Raw genomic sequence first — 21,704 nt, forward strand, 5'->3', positions numbered from 1 at the left:
TCAGGGCAACCTCAAGGGTCAGAAATTGCCCGATTTTTCCAGGGAATAGCAAATTGGGATATCTAATGGATATAAATAATATAAATAATATAAATATACATATAAATATACCCGTCCTGGCGAAGCATTCGCGGATATACCTCTACGACAAATACAACGGTTTTATGCTGTATATAAATATACCCGTCCTGGCGAAGCATTCGCGGATATACCTCTACGACAAATACAATCGTTTTCGTTCCGGTAAGCTTTCGCCATGCCAAAGGCTATATGCTTTGCCTCTACATATACGCAAATACAACGGTTTTATGCTGTATATAAATATAGTCCGAAGGGCGAAGCATTCGCGGATATATTTCTACGAAAAATACAATGGTTTTCGGCGCGAATGCTTTGCCCCTACTACATCTAGGCAAATACAACGATTTTAACGGCAATTGGTTAAATTGCTCGATCAAACGCTATAATAAATTATACCAATTTCCTGTAATCCAGAAACAAATCTCTAAGCTTATCAAGCGATCGGGAGGTTTGGGGAGATATAAAAACGAATCCTATGTCTAATTCTGAACCACTTTCTGATAGTGCAATTAATGGCCAAACAAATCCAGAAGACCGGGAACTGGAAGAAGCCATTTTAACTTTTGCGGATATTCAAGCCGACCTGAACTATAAACAAGCGAAAGACTCCCTAAGAGAATTAGTCATTCATCTTGATTTAACCCCCAAAGAACGGGAGGGGTTAGAGTCAGAAATTAGCGGCTTAGAAACCATGCTGGATAAATTAGAACGCACCGTAGTTCAGATTGCAGTATTTGGCATGGTGGGACGGGGAAAATCTTCTTTACTGAATGCTTTAGTCGGGGAAAATATCTTTGAAACAGGGCCAATTCATGGGGTGACACGCACTATTCAAGGAGTGAATTGGCGACTAGATCGATTTTCTGGCGATCGCGGCAATATTACTCAATTAACCCTTTCTGGCGTGGGGAATTCTCAAATAGAATTGATTGATACTCCGGGAATTGATGAAGTAGACGGAGAAACTCGCGAAACTTTAGCACGGAACTTAGCCGCGAAAGCAGATTTAATTTTATTTGCTTGTGCGGGGGATATTACCAAAGTCGAATATCGCGCCCTTTCCCAACTCAGAGATGCGGGAAAACCGATGTTATTAGTCTTTAATAAAATCGACCAATACCCGGAAGCTGACCGATTAGCGATTTATGAAACTATTCGCGATCGCCGAGTCCGCGAAATCTTATCTCCCGATGAAATTGTCATGGCTGCCGCCGCACCTTTAGTCGCCACGGCGGTTAAAAGACCCGATGGCACTTTTGGGGTAAAAATGGAACGGGGACAGCCACAAATTGAGGAATTAAAGTTAAAAATATTAGAAATATTAGACCGAGAAGGTAAATCTTTGGTCGCCTTAAATACCATGCTGTATGCGGGAGAAGTGAATGAGCAATTAGTCGAAAGAAAAATGAAAATTCGGGAAACCGCCGCCAACCGAGTTATCTGGAATGCCGCGATCGCCAAAGCCCTAGCCGTAGCCCTCAACCCCGTCACCATCATCGATCTTCTCAGTGGGGCGGCGATCGATGTCACCACCATCCTCACCTTATCCCGACTTTACGGCATTCCCATGACCCAACAGGGCGCCATCAACCTGCTGCAAAAAATCGCCCTCAGCATGGGTGGCATCACCGCCAGCGAACTCCTAGCCAACCTGGGACTATCCTCCCTCAAAGGCTTATTGGGCATTGCTGCCCCCGCCACAGGTGGCGCCTCCTTAGCCCCCTATCTTTCCGTGGCCATCACCCAAGCCGGAGTAGCTGGGGTGTCCTCCTACGGTATCGGTCAAGTCACAAAAGCCTATCTCGCGAATGGGGCATCCTGGGGGCCTGATGGACCAAAAGCGGTGGTGAGTCGGATTATTGAATCCCTCGATGAAACCTCAATTATGGGTCGAATCAAAGCCGAATTACAAGATAAATTATTTGGGCAGAAATTAGAGCTAGATTAAAGTAAATCAGAAACCAGAAATTCAGAAACCGGGTTTCTTTAATAAACCTTGGCTAACCAGCAAAAATTATCGCAAAAACCCGGTTTATTCCTAAACTCCTTTGTGTCCTCTGTGTCTTTGTGGTGAATTATTCATTAATGCCAATGGGCAAATTTATCCAGATGATGTAAGAATCTTTATATTTTAGTCGCAGGGAATCTGCCTTAATTATGTCTCTCAAACCCGATCGCATCCTAGTCATTGACATTGAAGCAACTTGTTGGTCAGGAAAAATTCCCCCAGGACAAGAAAGTGAAATCATAGAAATTGGCATTGCCACCCTAGAAATTACTTCCGGTCAACCTTTAGAAAAAGATAGCATCTTAGTCCAACCCACTCGCTCAACGGTCAGTGAATTTTGCACCCAATTAACCACCATAACTCCAGCCCAAGTCAACCAAGGAATCCCCTTTGCGGAAGCTTGCCAAATTCTCCAGAAAAAATATCATGCCCCTGACCGGATTTGGGCTAGTTACGGCGAATACGATCGCACCCAATTCACCAAACAATGTCAAGCCTTTGGGGTTAAATATCCCTTTAACCCGCGACATATCAATGTCAAAAACTTATTCGCCATTATTTATGATTTGCCCAAAGAGGTAGGCATGAGTCAAGCCCTAGAAATGCTCAATATCCCCTTAGAAGGAACCCACCACCGAGGCATTGATGATGCTTGGAATATTGCCAAAATCTTATCTCATTTAATTCTCAAAGCCAGAAATCAAAACTTTCATTAAATGTAGGTGTAATTGTACAGCGGTTTTCAGATTACTAAACCACGATCAGGCCTGCGCCCAAGCGTAGGGGCGAATGGCCATTCGCCCCTACAGTTAATATTCTAAGTCATAATTTGTCTGCCGGAATGCTTCGCCCCTACAGGTGTTTGTGGTTTATTCAATAGAAAAGCGCTGTAAACCCGACACCTCTTACCCTGAGCCTGCCGAAGGGCGACACCTCTTACCCTGAGCCTGCCGAAGGGCGACACCCTACACAAATACCTCAAAATAAATATCTAAAAAAAATCTCGCAGAGGCGATCGCTGATGAATGTACCATAAACTCATAAATCAGCCAGCCCCAGAAACAACTATGGCAAAAAAGAAACAACCAACCATGAAAGCTGTGGTAATGACCGAAGCGGGGGGGCCAGAAGTGCTGCAACTGCAAGAAGTGCCCCGCCCCACAATAGAAAAAGACACCGACCTATTAGTGCGCCTCTATGCCGCCGGAATCAACCCCATTGACACCAAACTCCGCAAACGCGGCACCTTTTACCCCGACCAAACCCCAACTATTCTAGGCTGTGACGGGGCCGGAGTCGTCGAAGCCGTTGGGGAAGCGGTGGAACGGTTCCAAGTCGGGGACGAAATCTACTTCTGCCAAGGTGGACTCGGTGGGTCAAAAGGTAACTATGCCGAATATGCCGTAGTCGATGAACGGTTTGTCGCCAAAAAACCGACCACCGTCAGCTTTGCCCAAGCTGCCGCTGCGCCCTTAGTCCTAATCACCGCCTGGGAATCCCTCTACGATCGCGCCCGAATCGATGCCGGTCAAAAAGTCTTAATTCATGCCGGGGCAGGGGGCGTCGGTCACGTTGCCATCCAACTCGCCAAACTCAAAGGGGCTGAAGTCTGCACCACCGTTTCCTCCGAGGAAAAAGCCGCCTTTGTCCGCAACATGGGGGCAGACCTAGCCATCAACTACAAACAGAAAGATTTTGTCGAAGCGGTCTTAGAATGGACCCACGGCGAAGGAGTAGATATCGCCTTTGACACCGTAGGTGGTGAACTATTTGAAAAAACCTTTCCCGCTGTCAAAATTTATGGCGATATCGTAACAATTTTGTCCCCGGATCCGAGCACCAACTGGACTGTTGCCAGAAATCGCAATCTGCGGATGAGCATAGAACTGATGCTGACCCCCATGTTGGAAAATAATGTTCACTACCAGCAAGATCAGGCGACCATGTTACGAGATTGTGCCCGCATGATCGACAAAGGATCGTTAAAAATTCAGTTAACCAAGACTTTCCCCTTAGCAGAAGCAGCACAGGCACATACTTTGTTAGAGCAAGGTTCCATAACGGGTAAATTGGTTTTGGTTATGGACAGTTAAACCTTTTTCGTAATTGATTATTAGTTATTGGTTATTGGTGATGCTTGATTAAATAAAAAGTAACCAATAACTAATAATCAACAACCAATCAGATAGCCACAAATATAAAGATTTTCTGAGATAACTTGCCTAAATTCTCCGTAGGATATATATCTATAGCTATAGAGTGATAAAAATTTCATTGAAAAAATCAGATTTCCGCATCCACAGAGCCTGTCAAGAGTAATTTGTGCCAAGTTGCCTCAAGATGGCAGAGCCGTTGAGCAATTCATAACTGCAAGTTATCCTGATTTTTGGGAAAATAATTGAAAATCCTAGAAATCTCAAAGAAATGCTTTTGCTGTACTTTATTTAAACTGAAAAATTAATTTGGATCTAAAAAATACACCTTGGAGTATAGATAATATGAAAAAAAATTTAGATGATTACCAGGGTTCAATTTCTCAAAGGACAAAAAAGCATCGGCGATCGCTCAACCAATAGCATCGGTTTCTCTCTCTGAAAGAAGCTTATTTATCAAATTGCGGCGTTATCATCATAATTTATTTGACAAAATAGTTGATCTTGATAAATTTGATGAATCTGCTCCAACCAAAGAATTAAAAAATGATTATAATTTACCCGAAAAAAGCATCAATTTGACATCAATTTGCTTTTTTATCAGAGGAGTATAAACAACAAATAGAGATCCAGGAAGCTTTACTAGCCAATCAGAAATAGTTAGCCGAAAGATATGAAAATTTATTTAATAAATATAACCAAAAACTGAGGGAGCCAAATCTGACCGATCGCCAGCGCAACCGATATCAGAAATTATGGACTCACCTCCCAACCCCCCCTTCAAAGGGGGGGCAATAACTAACAACCCGATGGCGGTCAAAGGGGGGCAACAACCAAAGAATCCCTGCCCAATAACTAACAACAAATAACCAAATTTACCAACCCATTGTGCCTTTGCTGCCTTTAAATGGGCCAACAATATTGCTGGTAATCCAGCCACCATAGAAATCACCGGGTTGGGGCTGAACTCGCTCACCATCCACATAACAAGCATCCATTAAACTGGCATAAAAGGCATAGCATTCTTGAATGGGTAAAAAATTAGCCGTGGGTTTAACATAGCGCCATGCGGCAGAGGGCGATCGCCGATCGCCCACCTGCACATCGCAATACACACACAAGCCTTTCCACTCACACCAACTTTGGCGATCGGTTTCCGCTAAATGCTCGATTTTAATATCTTCACGGGGGATATAATAGACCGGCGGATGACTGGTTTCCAAGACTCTTTTGGCGCGGTGGCTGTCCGCAATAACCACATCATTAAAAATCACTTGAATATGCTTATCAAAGTCTTCCCAACGAGCGGGACGCGGGTAATCCCAAACTGATTCTTGTCCGGGTCCTGGGGGAATGGGTACTGGTCGCATAAATATTAACCTCCTGATTGATTTATATTAGTTATTAGCTAATAACTAATAGCTATTAATTATTAATTAATAGCTATTAGTTATTTGGCGGTTCGCCCACCGAGCATCAATAACCAATAACTAATAGCCAATTCTTATTTTAACTGCTTTGAGTGAACATTTCGTGATCGAGAATGATTTCAAAGTCAGGGTCTTGCTGGACGATTTTGCGAATTTTGGGGTTAATATTAATGGCTCGTTGTAAGTTATCAATGACTAAATCAATGTCTTTTTTGATGGCATAACAACGAGCTTTTTCATACCAGGGTTCGGGATGCTCCGAATTGAGTTGGAGGGCTTTATTATAACAACCGATCGCGGTTTCATATTGTTTTAGTCTAGTGAAAGCAATGCCTCTTCCTAACCAAGCTTCATAGAAATCGGGATTGGTTTGCAAGGTCTTGTCATACATCTCAATTGCTTCTTCATATTCACCTTGCTGCAATAGTTCAGTAGCTTGCTTGAAATAAATGCCAAAAATTTCTTGAATTGGCTGATTAATCCGATCGTGTAATTTCCGGGATTCTTCTAAAGCGCTGCGAGTTTCTTGCAAAAGATTGTTGGTAGCAACGGCCATGGAAATGAGTTCATTAATTTGCGTGCTATTATCTATAGCTTTGGCGGGCGGTTGGGCGATCGCCAAGGCAGAACTATTCCTTTGTTGTGCCAAGTTTTCCACAAATTCTGCGGAAATTTCCGCTTTAATTTGCTCGCCAATTTCGGCCTTCAACTGGCCACTAATTTTTTGCTGGAGTTCACCAATCACAATTTTGGTTAAATTCTGACGTAATAGCCACAGAAAAAGCCAAGTGCCGCCAATCATAATCAGGATCGCCCCAAACAAAGCATAAAAAAAGCTGTTACGGCGGTCTAATGCCTGATTCACTTCCGTTCTAATTAAACTTTCTAGTTGCTGTTGTTCTGTGGTTGGGGTTGGTGCTGTTTCTGCCGCAGCCGTTTCTGGAGAAAGGGTTTGAGTGGGAACGGCTTCTGGTCCTGGTTGCGGTGAAGCCTCAGCCGCAGCAGTAGCCGAGGCAGGGTTTGCCTGGGTTGAGTGCGCCGCATTGGGAGTGACGGGGGAGGTAGAATTAGAGTTAATGAAGGGTTCAGTCATTGAACCCTTCGGGGTAGCCGGCGGCGAAGTGCTTGTACTGTTGCTGTTAAGCGGTTTTGGTGGGGGGGGTGGGGTGACCGACTCTGGGTTGGCATTGACACTGACGGTGGCAATCGAAAGGATCCCAGTGACCAACCCAAGGCTGGCGGGATACAAGAGCATTTTCACCAGATAATTTTTATGAGTCTTATGGGTCATGTTGATTTTACCTATTGAGAAATCACAGGACTTATATGGTTGTTTGTTATTGGTTGTTGGTTATTTGCTAGTTGCCTAACACGAATAACGAATAACGAATAACGAATAACGAATAACGAATAACGAACAACCAATCTATTGCAGGAAAGATGATTGCTCATTGTGTTGTATTATCCGCTGAAAACGCGGGTCTTGGCGAATGGGGTCAAAATCTGCGTCAGCTTTGGCGAGGTCTAAGTAGGTTGCTTGATGGCGGCAAATGGCCTGTTGCAGGTTTTCGATCGCCCGATCCACATCTCCTTGAATACCATAACAACAGGCTTTGTTATACCAAATAGCCGGTTGATCCGGTTCCAGGGCGATCGCCCGATCGCAAGCGGCGATCGCCTCGGAATAACGCTGTAGTTTCATCAACATAGCCGCCCGATTATTTTGTACTATTGACTGCACCATTGGCCAATTGGGTTTTAATGTCAAAGCTTGATTATATGCGGCTAAGGCTTCGGGGTAGTTTCCCAGGTTGCCCAGGGCAATGCCGAGATAATTCCAAACCATCGCATCATCGGGACTTAGTTTGAGGGCGCGATCGTAGGCGGCGACGGCCTCGGAGTGCCGTTGCATCGCCGCGAGGACACAGCCAAATTGCACCCAAGCCGGGGTATAGTCGGGCTGGAGGTGAATCGCTTGTTCATAAGCGGCGATCGCCTCTGGATATTCACCGAGTTTGCTAAACGCCTGACCTAGGTGAACCCGAAATTCTGGGGAATTGGGTTTTAACTGAATCCCCAGCTTAAAACAAGTTAACGCCTCGGAGTAGCGTTGCAAACTCATTAATATCAAACCTCGGTCATGCCACGCGGCTAAATAGTTGGGATTTATTTGAGTAGCCCGTTCATAGCTGGCGATCGCCTCAGTGTATTGCTGTAATTGCACCAACGCCCCAGCCCGGTTATACCAAGCATCGGGGCAGTCTCCCCCTTGATGCAAAGCTTGGTCATAAGAAGCGATCGCCATCTCATATTCTTTCAGATAAAATAGCGCACAGCCTCGGTTCAACCACGCTTGACCCGACCCAGGATTCAGGGTAATACTTTGTTCAATTTTGGCGATCGCCTGGGCATAAAGACCTTTTACCAGCAGCGCATTGGCTTGTTCCAACAACTCCCCAGCCCGCATAGAATTAGAAATCGACTGACTTTCGGAGTTGATCAGCGAGTCTTCTGTTTGATTTTGAGTCAATAAACTGGGGCTTGTATCCGGTTCAAAAACCTGTGAATCTCGGATACTGCGGGAAAAACTACTCCAACCTGTTTCCGTGAGCCTGCCGGAGGCATAAGACTCACGACTTTGACTGGCTTTGTTCGTCTCATTTTCCAAATAGTCTTGTAGCCAGAATAAGCTATTTTGAGTTTCCACCAACAAATTTTTTAATTCGGTTAACGTTTCCAAAGTCAGTGGATCGATCGCTATTCTTTGATGGTTTTTCAGTCGGCTTAATCTAGCTAATATTAACAATATTCCCAGATTCACACAAGTAAATAATATAATCATATAAACTATAAACAAATATAAATTATTCTGATTATTACTTAACCATCTAATAATTCTATCCCCTGGACTTGCATCAATTGAATCCTCGATATCCGCTGAAGCCTCGCTGAAATCAGATTCTGATTCTGATTCGGATATTGATTCTGATATTGATAACGATGGTTCCAGGGATTCCGGTGCGGACGCCAATGCTGCTTGGGAAAAATTGACAGAATTACTTTGTAACCATAATATAACGTTTCCCTGGTTGGCATACACTGAATTAATCTGGGGATGTTTTTTCATAATTAAGCCCCCAAAATAAATTAACCCTATCACTATGCCTGAACCAGTGGTACTCTGGATTTTTTGAAGATTTATCCGATGCCGATTCCAATGTTTATTTTTCATAAATAACCTCCTTAAACAGCTAATTTTTTTTCTTTCATATTGAGCAATTGAGCAATTGTGAGCAATTAAATAGCAACGGGCTGGTGGCATCGGTTAGCACCGATGGAAGCAGAAATAGAGCCTGGAGAATATCGGATTTAAGCAACCATCCTCCCGAAATGGTGTATGCCCTAGTCTCCAGGGATAATACTGGAACCCCCCTATGGGAATCAGAGGAAACAATTATGGTTTTACTAGAGTTTTATTTAAGTTTGACTAGAGTTTGACTAGACTTTTACTAGAGTTTTATAAGGATCTTACGAGGGTTTTACGAGGGTTGTCCTAGGCTTGTCCTAGGTTTTGACCCAGAGGAGACGCTGGCGATGCTTCTCCTGATTAGGGTTCAGTAGCTTGGTACTGTAAGTTTTAGAGAGCGGTCGTGTACCTCAAAAGAAAATCTAGACTCTAAAATATTATTAATATGGCAACAGAAAAGAACAATCACCCAATTGTGAATAACAAGAAAAATAAGATATCTGTATTAATTGGACTAGGAGTTGGCGCTCTATTACTGGGCGCAGCGATGCCTACGGTTAAATGGACAGGATTTGGGCAGCATAAAGTTGAGAGTTTGAAAATCCATGATGCAGACTCGGCGGTGCTGAAACTAGCCCTGTGGTCGCCCCAAGACAGATCGCCAGAACTCGCCAGCATCGCGGCTAATGGCCACTCACTCGATCGCAGTCGGGCTAGGTATTTACTTGCCGTTGACCAGATCCAACTGGGTCAAGGAGAAGCGGCACTCAAATATCTGGATGAACTAGAAAAAAGTTACCAAATTTTAGCCCCCTATATTTTGAAGCAACGAGCCATTGCTTATGAAATGATCGGCAACAGTCAGTCAGCCCAGAAAACTTGGCAAACCCTAGTCAAAGATTATCCTAATTCGCCGGTTGTGGCCGAAGCCTTGTATAAACTAGGTCAGACTAATCCCGAATATTGGCAACAAGCGATCGCCGAGTTTCCCAGTCACCCGCGCACCGTAGAAATGGCGGTTCAGTTATTAAAACAGCCATCCTTATCCCCGGAACTGGATAAAAGCTTACGACTTTTGATTGCTCAATATGGTCTGCACTTGCCGGATATTGTCAATTATCTGGATCAATTAACCAGCAAATATGCCTCCAGGCTCACCCCCGAAGAGTGGGAAGTGATTGGATTTGCCTATTGGGAAAAACAAGAATATGGCAAAGGTGGCGCCGCCTATCGCCAAGCCACGCGCACCCCGCAAAATGCTTACCGGGCAGCGCGGGGACTGTGGCTGGGAAATAAAGAAAAAGAGGCGATCGCCGAATATAAAAAATTAAACGCCGAATTCCCCGACAGTGAAGACAACGCCCTAGGGCTATTGCGACTGGCTAGACTCCTGGAGCCCAAAGAAGCCATTCCTTATTTAGATCAAGTCATTGCTAAATTTCCCCAACGGGCAGCGGAAGCCTTGTTAGACCGAGCCAACCGACTAGAGCAACTGGGCAGCAGTCAATCGGCGGAACAAGCGCGAGAATCGGTGTTAACCCAATATAGCAACTCCAACCAAGCGGCAGAATTGCGTTGGCAAAAAGCCCAAAACCTGGCCAAAGCCGGTGACTATGCCGGTGCTTGGAAATGGGGTGTGGCTTTGGGCAAAGAAAACCCAAACAGCGAACTCGCGCCCAAAGCGAGCTTCTGGGTGGGAAAATGGGCGCAGCGCCTGGGCAAAGCCCAAGAAGCGAAAACCGCTTTTGAATATGTCTTAGCCAAATATCCAGATTCTTACTATGCCTGGAGATCGGCGGTGAATTTGGGTTGGGATGTGGGAGATTTTACCAATGTGCGATCGCACAACCCCGAAGTGGTCAAACCCCATCAGCGATCGATTTTACCTGCGGGGTCTAAAGTCTTACATGAACTCTATCAACTCGGTCTGGATCAAGACGCCTGGACTTTGTGGCAAAAAGAATTTAAGAACCGCATCAACCCCACTGTTCCCGAACAATTTACCGATGGCGTAATCCGGATCGGCATCGGCGACAACTTAGATGGGATGTTCATGCTTTCTAGTTTATCGCAGCGAACTAAACCGGAAGAAATTGCCCAATATCAGGAACTCAGAAAAACCACCCTCTATGGAGAAGCCCTTTATCCATTTCCCTATCAGGATATAATTCTCAACTGGTCAAACCAGCGACAACTCAACCCCCTACTGGTGACAGCCTTAATCCGCCAAGAATCTCGATTTATGCCCAAAATTAAATCCTGGGTTGGGGCGACCGGACTAATGCAAGTGATGCCCGAAACTGGGGAATGGATTGCCAGCAAAATCAACGTTAAAGAATATAACCTAGAAAAACCAGAAGACAACATTAAATTCGGGACTTGGTACTTAGACTATACCCATCGAGAATATCAAAATAACTCTATGTTGGCAGTCGCCAGTTACAATGCTGGTCCCGGTAGTGTTGCCGACTGGTTAAAGCGATTTGGCTGGAACGATCCCGATGAATTTCACGAAAAAATCCCTTTTCCAGAAACTAAAGGGTATGTCGAGCACGTCTTTGGCAATTACTGGAATTATCTGAGACTTTATAATCCAGAAGTAGCTAAACGCTTAAATCCTTAATTGTTCTGCGATCGCCCAAAAAATCTCCTCATCTTTTCCGCAGCGAGGGGCGCTTGGACGTAGCGCCCCTACATAATCTGTTGATTTGCTTCTTTGGGCGCAATGCTTGCGCTCCTAGATAAGTTATATTAATCTAAAAAATATTACCAATTTCAAAATAATCCAGAGTCGGTTTTAACCGACTTGCGCTATTAGCCGGGGGTTTTAACCCCTGGGGATTTATCTACCCCCGCAATTAACCGACGATTGCGGGGATTAAAATCCCCGTAGGGGTCAACGGCCGTTGACCCCTACAGTCGGTTAAAGGGGTTTTAACCCCCGGGGATTTATGTACCCCCGCAATTAACCGACGATTGCGGGGATTAAAATCCCCGTAGGGGTCAACGGCCGTTGACCCCTACAGTCGGTTAAAGGGGTTTTAACCCCCGGGGATTTATCTACCCCCTTTACCGATCTTCATTCTCTGCTATTCTGCTTCACCAATTAAAGTAAACGCCGCCCAAAAAGAAGGATTGGGATATTGATTTTTCATCGTTAACATCGCCTGTCGTAACGCTTGGGCTTTGTTCGGTGTCGTCTGTAAGTTCTGATAAAATTGTACCATCAATTGAGAGGTTGTTCGATCATCTACAGCCCATAACGACATCACTAAACTCGGAACTCCTGCATTCAAAAACGAACGAGATAACCCAATCATCCCATCCCCGGTTAACTGTCCAAGTCCAGTGTCACAGGCACTTAAAACCACTAATTCTGCATTTAATTTTAAGTCAAAAATTTCATCCGCCGTTAATAATCCATCCTCCGAACCCCCAGGAGTTAACGCTACGCCACTATTTAAAGGTTGAATATTATCAACAAATCCGTGAGTAGCAAAATGAATAATTCGAGCAGTTTTCAAGCGTTCAACTACCGTTGATTCTGTTGCATTGGCTCCAATTAAAGCCGAAGTATTGAACATTTTAGCAATCTCAATCGCTTCTTTTTCAGCATAGTGAAGGGGGGCTAACGGTTTAGGTTCTTCCCCTGGACTCGGTGCAAGTTTCGGCATTTGCGGATTACCCACAATCACAATATCTTGGGCAGAAGAAGATAAATTTTGCCGTTGTTTGTGAGTCGTTTCTAACACAGTAATGGCAGGAGACATTACAATTGTATGTTTTTCAATTAAGAATTTTCCTTCTTCATCTACCAAAGCAGCAAAAGGTAGATAAAATAAAGCATCTGTGGGAACAAAAATCACTCGTTCATCTGGGTTAGTCGGTAATAAATCTTCAATGGGTTTAATTAACAGTTTATGGAGTTCTTTTAACTCTCGATATTGATGCGGATTAATATCGATATTCTGTGCTTCTCTTAGAGCATCAGCTTGGGAATTAAATAGAGGACTGCTTGTCAAATTAGAACGAGTTACATTAGAACTAGCTGAAGCGTTAATAAAATCACTTTTACAGGCATCATTACCAAAGCAACGCGCTGCGAAAATGAGATGACCTAGAGAGGTGTTTTGTTCTTGCCAAAGAAGTTTAAGATCGGCTTGTCTAAACTCAACTTCTCCAGTGGGCTTAATTACCCAAATATATAATTCTGATTCTCGGTTTTGTTGTTTACGTGAAAATTCATCGCCAATCCTAGAATATTGAGCAATTGTTGCATTTTGTTGTCGAGCAATGGCTTGGATTTGGGCTAAAGAAACAACCGGAGAAAAGGGTTCTGAATTGGGGTTGAATCGTTGAGTTAATAACTCGACTAACGCTCTCCCCCGACCTCGTTCAGAAACTTCTAAAGCTGGCTCAGTTTTATTTTGAGCAATTAAAACTTGTTGAAGCAGATTATAGGAATTGCGTTGAGTGTCGGAAAGAGATACTTTATCGAGGTCGTCTTGAATTCCTTGTCGCAGAGATTCCTTAACTTCGAGACTAGAAAACAGATATTTTTCATGTTCAGGAAAATTCTTCAATTTAAACAAAGCAAGACCCAAATTATTGAGAGCACTTCCTTCTATATTGCGATCGCCGATTTCACGGGCAATAGTTAAAGACGGTTGATAAAACTCAATTGCTTTTTGATATTGTCCTAAGTTATCGTAAGCATTACCCAAATTACCGAGAGAATTTCCTTCTCCATTGCGATCGCCGATTTCACGGGCAATAGTTAAAGACTGTTGATAAAACTCAATTGCTTTTTGATATTGTCCTAAGCTATTGTAAGCATTACCCAAACCTATGAGAGCTTTTCCTTCTCCATTGCGATCGCCGATTTCACGGGCAAGAGTTAAAGACTGTTGATAAAACTCTTCTGCTGCTTTTTGATATTGTTCTAAGCTATAGTAAGCATTACCCAAATTACCGAGAGAATTTCCTTCTCCATTGCGATCGCCGATTTCACGGGCAAGAGTTAAAGACTGTTGATAAAACTCAATTGCTTTTTGATATTGTTCTAAGCTATAGTAAGCATTACCCAAATTACCGAGAGAATTTCCTTCGCCATTGCGATCGCCGATTTCACGGGCAATAGTTAAAGACTGTTGATAAAACTCAATTGCTTTTTGATATTGTCCTAAGCTATCGTAAACATTACCCAAATTATTGAGAGCAGTTCCTTCTATATTGCGATCGCCGATTTCACGATAAATGTTTAATGCAGTTTCTAAAGACTGAATTGCGGCTTGGTATTGGCTAGTTGTATATTGTTGTCTTCCCTGCTCTAATAATCGGTCTGCTTCGGCTTTTCGTTCTGTAACTGTTTGGGCGAATACTCCATTACCCATCTCAAATTTTTTCCCCAATAGGAGTGGGGAGGGAATTGTTAGGGTTAAACTTGCTAATAAAGTGAATAAAGTTGTTAATCCTAGACGCGGGTTAATGGTACTGGGGTAGATACTTCAGGTATTAGTATCAATTTAACCTCGTTTTTGGCGAGCGGCAAGATTATTAAAAAATTGTTATTAAAGTTATTAAAATTTTACATTTTTTTTACCTATCTGCCAGGGAGGGCGGGTTGCTACCTCTTCGCACTTGCGCCCTGCCTTCCCTGAAACTTTTGTGAATTGGGCATGGCATCTTATTAATGTATGGCGGTAGTCTCGTGGTATAGGACACTTACCAAGCCAAAAGAACTAATACCAATTTCAAAAATTATTGCTACAATTTCGGGGTTAATTGGGGCGCTTGCGCTCCTGCCCATTGCGCGGTGGGCGCTTGGACGTAGCCCCCTACCCACTACCAATAACTACAGCGATCGCTTATTTGATTGTCCCGGATGTGGTGGGTTACGGCGGAGGAAGCTAAATATTGAAATGTTTTCCGCCAAATTTTCACCGCCTAACCCACCCTATTAATAACTGCTATAGCAAAATAAAGATGTCGATCCCCCCAACCCCCTCCCCCCTGCCCGTTCGCGAAGCGTGCCGGAGGCATTTGGCGGTCAAACGGGGGTGAGGGGCTTTGCACGAATTTTGCAAGAAGTCTAATATCTTTTGCAGAAGAAGATAAATTTTGCCGTTGTTTGTGAGTTGTTTCTAACACAGTAATGGCAGGAGACATTAAAATTGTATGTTTTTCAATTAAAAATTGTCCTTCTTCATCTACCAAGGCAGCAAAAGGTAGATAAAATAAAGAATCTGTGGAAACAAAAATCACTCGTTCATCCGGGTTAGTGGGTAATAAATTTTCAACTGGTTTAATTAACAGTTGATTTCTTGTAATTCTCGATATTGAGGCGGATTAATATGGACATATCGACATTTTGTCTGGCTTGTTCCCGCTCATCAGCCCTGGAATTAAATAAATAACTGCCTTCCAAATTAGAGGAGAGAGGAGAGAGGAGAGAGGAGAGAGAATATCTTTCCTATTTACTCTTTCCTATGCCTCCTCTTTCCTCTTTCCTATAATGAAGTCTGTAGTGAATTTATTTATATCGGTTTATAAGATCGTCTTCAAACTTTCCGCTTGTTTATTCAAAGTTTCTACTCCCTGCTTAGTATAACTGATAGCTTTCACACTTTCCGCCGATTTTTGGTTCAGATCGACCATAATATGCACCAGTTCTTCCATAGAAACTGCTTGTTTTTTCGCATTAAAAGACATTTGTTGATTACTAATAAACACCTCATTGGCTGCCTGCCGCACGCCACTAAAAGCTTGAGCCGCTTGTTCCGCAATAGTCATCCCAGTTTCCAGGGTTTTTGCCCCCGCTTGGGTGGCTTGAACCGTAGCCGCGATCGCCCCTTGAAGTTCTGGCACGATCGCATTAATATTTTCTGCTGCCTTCCGACTTTCATCGGAAAGTTTGCGAATTTCGGCGGCCACCACCCCAAAACCCTGCCCATGTTCACCAGCGCGGACTGCTTCCACCGAAGCATTCAAAGCTAACATATTCGTTTGCTTGGCCAAATCGCTCACCACGCGAGCTAAATTGGTAATATTACCAATCTGAGAGGTTTGACTTCCTAATCGTTGCGCTTGCTGAGAAATAACTGCCACTTTTTCTTGCACCGAAAGCAGCCCCTTCAGAGTTTCTTTTACCAAGCTATCTCCCCGATCTGCTAAAGTTAATGACTGCTGGGCATTTTTCGCCACGTTTTCCGCTTCTTGGGCGGTTTGTTGGGCAAATTTTCCCAAATCCTCCAGAGTATTGCTAGTATCATTAACCGTTGAAGACTGATGGTATAAAAGGATCTCTTGTTGATTTAACGTTGTCAAAACTTCCAAAGAAAAATTTGAAATATTATTAATTAAAATTTTTAAGCGATTAATTAATTTACGAATTTGTATAACCGAAAATGGTAAAACAATCGCCAAAGTAATCAAGACAATAGAAACATTAAACTTCTTCAAGTCGTCAACTGGTTTAGTAATTTGTTTTCGGTCAGTTTTGAAAATTAATTTTAAATAAGAGTTTTCGTCTTTATTTAAAGGAATACCATAAGAGTTAAAAAAAGTATTGTTAAGCGTCAAACCATCAACATCCTGGTTGATGGAGATTAATTTACTGGCTAAATCTGATTGATAATCTTTAAAGATTGTTTCATTATGATTTAAATCAAAGCCCCATTGCTTTTCCGGATCTTTATGATATAAATAATATCCATCTTGATTTACTAATATCACTTCAGATGTTTGATTAAGGTGGAAATTTTTAATCATATCAAATACAGGTTCAGCGGACACCTTACTCATCAGCATTCCTTTTCTTTGACCCATGACATCAAAAATTGGCATCCCATAATAAATCACTGGCTGATAAGGAGTAGCGATCGCGCCCCGCTCCTTATTTAATTGTAAGGATGAAGTATAAATTTCGCGAGAATTTAATTTGCTCGTTTCCTGAAAAAATACTCCATCCGACTTATTTTCTAGCTGATTGGGCGGAGTCGCGGTGATCTTTGTCCCATCTGAATCCACTCTGACCATTTCGTCTCCTTTTTCATTTAAATAGCGAAGCTCCATATAAGCAGAATTATTTTTCATCGTCGCTTCAAAAATCCCATTCAGTCGTTTTACCCAAATCTCATAAGAAGAGTTTTGTTGGCGATCGATGCCGCCCGCTTCTCTAGCGCGGATAATTCCTTGAACCGGGGGTACTTCACTTAAAAATAAAAGGTCTTTTTGAAAAATTTGTATAAAGTTAACGATTTTTTCCGTATTTTGCACTCCTTGGTTATTCGTCTGCTGTAAATATAAGTCCGTTAAAGCATTGGAGTAAACCGAAATGCTATAACCTCCCAGAACGAATACCGGAAATAAAATACTACAAATGAGCAGAGACACCAATTGATTTTGGATTTTTTTGAAGAAAGCGTTCATAACTATTGATTAAGTTCCCTCTTTAAACCAGGTTTCAGCAATAAGTAGGTGAAGATAATTAATTGCACTTTTCGTTCCCCGCCGATAGGCTTTGAATTCCCGCCTGTAGGAAGGAGAGAGAATAGAGAATAGAGAATAGAGAATAGAGAATTTTCCTCTTTCCTATGCATCCTCTTTCCTATGCATCCTCTTTCCTCTTTCCTATGCATCCTCTTTCCTATGCATCCTCTTTCCTCTAATGGGGTCTGTGGTGCATTTATTTCTGCCCGTAAACTTATTAGACAATATTATACAATATTAGACAATACCTTGCAGGGTTTGAGCCGCTTGGCTGAGTTCTTGGGTGCGGGTTTTCACTTGACTAATTCCCTGAACATTTTCCTGTGCCGATGAGTTCAAGCTATTCATCGCATCGACCACTTGTTGAATGGCCGTCACCTGCTGTTCTGCGTTCAAGGAAATTTGCTGGCAACTTAGGACCATATCATTAATCGCATTGCTGACCCCAGAAAAAGCTTTCTCTGTCTCTTGGGCAATTTTTACTCCGTCTTCTACAGTTTTTGTCCCTTCATCAGTCACCATTACCGTGAGGTCAATAGAATTTTGGATATCTGCTACTAATGTATTAATTTTTTCAGCGGAATTTTTGCTTTGGTCGGCGAGTTTACGAATTTCACTGGCCACCACCCCAAATCCCTTACCATGTTCGCCAGCCCGAACTGCTTCCACGGAAGCATTCAGGGCTAACATATTGGTTTGGTTGGCTAGGTCAGCCACAATGGTGGAAATATTGCCAATTTGATTGGTTTGTTGGCTGAGTCGCATAATTTGTTGCGCGATCGCCCCAACCTTTTCCCGGAGAGTATTCATCCCTTCGAGGGTATCTTCTACCGCATTACTGCCTTGCTTGGACAAATTTAACGCCTGACGAGCTCCGTGAGCGGATCCTTCCGCTTGCTCTGCGGACTGTCGAGCGGAATTATTCAACTCATTCATAGTGCTAGTTGTTTGATTCACCGCCATCGCTTGTTGGCTGGTACTGCGTTCTTGCTGTTCCATTGTGCTGGCAATTTCTACCGATGATTCGGCGATGACATTGGCAATTTCCGTAATCGTGCGGGTAGTGCGATTGGCAAATAAAGCCGCAATAATGCTCACCACTACAGAGGTGATTATCACCACCACAGTCAATACCCAAAACAACTGTTTTTCTGTAGCAAAAACTTCTTTCGTATCGTGAGTGACAACCACACTCCAGTTAAGGTTAGCTACTTCGGCGATCGCGGGTATAGGGATATAAGTGATCAGTATATTTTCCTTGGTGGCAGGATTAAACAATTCTTGACTGATGCTTTGCTTATTTTGGGATAACTGGCGAAATTCGGGAATCTGATTCTCAATTTTTTGCCCCACTAGACTCTGGTTACTAGAGAGAAATATACTCCCTTCCCCATCAATGAGATGATAATTTTCACTCTGAAATTTTTCCGAGGCTTCCGCTAATCGTTCCGCAGCGAAGCTCAAGACTTTTGTCAACTCTTTTACCGGCATAAGTGTACGCACCACGCCCATCGGCTGTGAACTGTTGATATTCCGTAAAGGTGCGGCCATAAGAATGACATACTCACCTCCTTGTTCTCTGCGTTTGACAACGGTGATTTGATTGGTGCGTTGGACTTGCTGAAAATAGTCTTCGTTGCTAATGTTAGAGACAGCAGATCCCTGGGTTTGTAACATGACTTTGCCGGTGAGGTCAGAGACCAAGATGCTTTGATACATCCCATAAGATTGGCGAAAGTTTTCCATCAGCGCATTCAGTGGATTATATGTTCTCCCGGAAACGACTTTTTGATCGTTGAAAATACCCAAACCAGAGATAACTTTCAGATCGTTGACCCGTTCGCTGGTCAGTTGATGGATGCGATTGCTGATGCCAATTGCCAGAGTTTTTTGATAGCGAATAACTCCAGTTTTAATCGTTGGGTTGGTGATCCAATAAGCGATCATTCCGGTGGCGATTACCGGGATAGTTCCCAGGGCGATGGCAAAGATAATTGATTGATTTCTTAGAGACATTTTATAAGACATTACTCTAGATTACATTGATTTATAGCCAGCGGAGCCTGCGGATTTATTTGGTGAAATTTTTTGCCCAAAAAAAATCCAAGCCCGCAACTACCACACCGCAGATATGTATTAATCTTCAGTGTTTATGATAGTCTATAATCTTAGCATATTTAGTTATGAATCGTTAAGTTTTATAAAATAATTATCAAAAAACTTAAATTATGTTACCTGAGATAAAAGCAAAGCCACTGAGCAGACTAATTTTGGTAAATGGCCGGCTAATTGGGTGACTATCGCCCTGGCTTTAGAGCCTAAAATTTAAAATTAGACCATAAAAATATAACGGACAAATCTCGCCTTTCTCGGAGGGAGAGTCTGGGGAATATCTGGGGTCTGGGGAATATCTGGGGAATAGATTAAACTGCCCGATCGCCCAAAAAAGACTTTAAGTGCCAAGCTAATTGGTGCAGTTTTTGGATTTGAATCGTTGTTTCAGCGATGCCACAAGCCATAGTCATACCGATTTCCTCTAATTGCTCTTTAGAATCCAACAGTTGCTCGCTATTAGCCGCTTGCTGTTGGCTAGACAACGCCAATTGTGAAATCTGAATTTTAATTTGTTCACACAGAATCAACAGGCGATCGCTCAATTCACTAGGACTGGTGAATCCATCATGGCTGATTAAATCCGGGCTGATTGGGTATTGATTGTTTCCCCCCCAACTGGGGGCATAAAAAGAGATATTCGAGGCCAGATTCGCCGATTCACCGACAATTTGATTCAGTGTGCGATCCAGTTTTTGCGCGTAATTGGTTATATTTTTAAGTTCGGTATTTAAAAACAAAAACATTCGATAATTTTCTGTATATTTATGGCCAATTTTCAGGCTAATATTAAGGGAAAGTTTTTTGCTGTAATCCACTAGGCGATCGCTAATTTCCCGGAGAGATTTAATCTGCTGAAGCTGAGAACGAACTTCGCTCAAATGTATGGAAAGTTCGGCAAAATCTCGATCGATGGATGTGGAATTTTCCCTGGATAACTGGCAAAATTCACGTAATTCTTGCAGTTGAGGCGTGGTGAGACTCAATATCTGGGCTTGATTTTGGCCACTCTGTTGGTGATCGTTCATTTCTTGGACGATCGCCCCTGAAGATTTTACTATGGGTTCAAGCAACTGCTTCGCCTTGCCCAAAATGCGATCGGCCATCACCAAACCCAGGGCGATCGCCAACAGGGAAAAAATCAAAGTCGCCAAAGCCCCCAGGAACACTAACTGCCGCATTGAAGTATTAACTGCTTGGATTTTTAGCGACTCTGCGTGAATTTCGGCCATTCTCACCCGCTCAATTTCTGCGGTTAATGCTAACCAAATTTGCCGACTTTCATCCGCACCAATAGCCCGAATCGCCTGGTCAGTTTTTCCGGATGCGATCGAAGCTAAAATATATTGATTTAAATCATTTAATTCTTTAGCCAGGAGCAAAATTTTTTGTCCCGAATTTGCCGATTCGAGCGGCATATCTGTTTTCCGTTGCTCCCAAACAGCGATCGCATTGTTCAATTGCCGCAAATTGACATCATAAGACTCAAGAAAAACCTGGTCTTTTGTACTAACATAGCCCAAGATAGATTCTTGGAGTTTAATTTTAGCCTCAGACAGTTGATTTGCCAGTAAGTTTTGGCTAATTTCTGGGGTTTGGTGGGCAAATTTTTGAGCATTCAGGTAAAAGTAAGCAGGGGCGATCGCTCCAGGAATACTTAAAAACACCAGATAAACTAAATAAGACAAAAAAATGCGGGATTTCAGCGTTAAATTAGCCAACATGATTCTCCTAGAAATGGCACATTAGCCCTTGTGAACTGAGTAAGCATTGCCAGTCAATTCCTTTATTCGAGGATAATCCGCCATTATCCGTATTCTGGTCTAGATTTAATTTTGTTGTTGGTTGTTGGTTGTTGGGTAGGGATTCTTTGTTGGTTGGGGAACGGGGAACAGTTATCGGGGAACGGGGAAAGTGAAAAGTTAAAAGTGAAAAGTGATGCATTGAAAAGTCGTAGGGGCTTTCTGGCCATATAGCCTGACGGATTATGCTTCGCAAGGACGCCCGTACAAGTGAAAAGTTAAAAGTGAAAATTCGTAGGGGCTTTCTGGCCATATAGCCTGACGGATTATGCTTCGCAAGGAAGCCCGTACAAAAGAAGTATCACTATTCACTATCTACTATTGACTATTAATTATTAACTATTTATTATTTAATATTCGTTATTTACTATTTATTATTCA

12 protein-coding genes are annotated in these 21,704 nt (G+C 42.8%); 4 read left to right on the forward strand and 8 right to left on the reverse strand.

What is annotated here, in order from left to right; all coding sequences use genetic code 11:
• Positions 1–556 precede the first annotated feature (556 nt).
• From ABWT76_RS00315 to ABWT76_RS00325, 3 genes are all read left to right on the forward strand, one after another.
• Positions 557–2,029 (forward strand): GTP-binding protein, encoded by a 1,473-nt coding sequence (locus tag ABWT76_RS00315; protein ID WP_054467126.1) that lies wholly within the window; start codon positions 557–559, stop codon positions 2,027–2,029.
• Positions 2,030–2,238: 209 nt separating this feature from the next.
• On the forward strand, positions 2,239–2,805 hold the full coding sequence (locus tag ABWT76_RS00320) for a 3'-5' exonuclease (protein ID WP_354635463.1): 567 nt from the start codon (positions 2,239–2,241) through the stop codon (positions 2,803–2,805).
• A gap of 375 nt (positions 2,806–3,180) precedes the next feature.
• Positions 3,181–4,182: a zinc-dependent alcohol dehydrogenase family protein gene (locus ABWT76_RS00325; RefSeq protein WP_054467137.1), complete on the forward strand. Its 1,002-nt coding sequence runs from the start codon at positions 3,181–3,183 to the stop codon at positions 4,180–4,182.
• 935 nt (positions 4,183–5,117) lie between these two features.
• Here the strand turns inward: ABWT76_RS00325 and ABWT76_RS00330 are convergent.
• From ABWT76_RS00330 to ABWT76_RS00340, 3 genes are all read right to left on the reverse strand, one after another.
• Positions 5,118–5,612: a DUF427 domain-containing protein gene (locus ABWT76_RS00330; protein ID WP_054467130.1), complete on the reverse strand. Its 495-nt coding sequence runs from the start codon at positions 5,610–5,612 to the stop codon at positions 5,118–5,120.
• A 139-nt stretch (positions 5,613–5,751) separates the two neighbouring features.
• A complete protein-coding gene (locus tag ABWT76_RS00335; protein WP_054467131.1) occupies positions 5,752–6,963 on the reverse strand; it encodes a TPR end-of-group domain-containing protein in 1,212 nt (403 codons plus the stop codon).
• Positions 6,964–7,098: 135 nt separating this feature from the next.
• On the reverse strand, positions 7,099–8,799 hold the full coding sequence (locus tag ABWT76_RS00340) for a tetratricopeptide repeat protein (protein WP_354635464.1): 1,701 nt from the start codon (positions 8,797–8,799) through the stop codon (positions 7,099–7,101).
• 592 nt (positions 8,800–9,391) lie between these two features.
• On the opposite strand from ABWT76_RS00340, the gene ABWT76_RS00345 reads away from it, so the two are divergent.
• Entirely contained in the window at positions 9,392–11,542 is a 2,151-nt protein-coding gene (locus ABWT76_RS00345) for a transglycosylase SLT domain-containing protein (protein WP_054467138.1), read from the forward strand.
• Positions 11,543–12,008: 466 nt separating this feature from the next.
• Here the strand turns inward: ABWT76_RS00345 and ABWT76_RS00350 are convergent, their stop codons facing one another.
• The 5 genes from ABWT76_RS00350 to ABWT76_RS00370 form a co-directional block, all read right to left on the reverse strand.
• Positions 12,009–14,312 (reverse strand): CHAT domain-containing protein, encoded by a 2,304-nt coding sequence (locus ABWT76_RS00350; RefSeq protein WP_354635465.1) that lies wholly within the window; start codon positions 14,310–14,312, stop codon positions 12,009–12,011.
• A gap of 553 nt (positions 14,313–14,865) precedes the next feature.
• Positions 14,866–15,258 (reverse strand): CHAT domain-containing protein, encoded by a 393-nt coding sequence (locus tag ABWT76_RS00355; protein WP_354636452.1) that lies wholly within the window; start codon positions 15,256–15,258, stop codon positions 14,866–14,868.
• Positions 15,259–15,465: 207 nt separating this feature from the next.
• The gene (locus tag ABWT76_RS00360; RefSeq protein ID WP_054469739.1) at positions 15,466–17,349 is read right to left on the reverse strand and encodes a methyl-accepting chemotaxis protein; all 1,884 of its coding nucleotides are present in this window, start codon (positions 17,347–17,349) and stop codon (positions 15,466–15,468) included.
• Positions 17,350–17,646: 297 nt separating this feature from the next.
• A complete protein-coding gene (locus tag ABWT76_RS00365) occupies positions 17,647–19,437 on the reverse strand; it encodes a methyl-accepting chemotaxis protein (protein WP_354635466.1) in 1,791 nt (596 codons plus the stop codon).
• 395 nt (positions 19,438–19,832) lie between these two features.
• On the reverse strand, positions 19,833–21,245 hold the full coding sequence (locus ABWT76_RS00370; protein WP_054469742.1) for a hypothetical protein: 1,413 nt from the start codon (positions 21,243–21,245) through the stop codon (positions 19,833–19,835).
• Between the last annotated feature and the right edge of the window lie 459 nt (positions 21,246–21,704).

It is taken from the genome of Planktothricoides raciborskii GIHE-MW2 (genome assembly GCF_040564635.1).
Classification (GTDB): Bacteria; Cyanobacteriota; Cyanobacteriia; order Cyanobacteriales; family Laspinemataceae; genus Planktothricoides; species Planktothricoides raciborskii.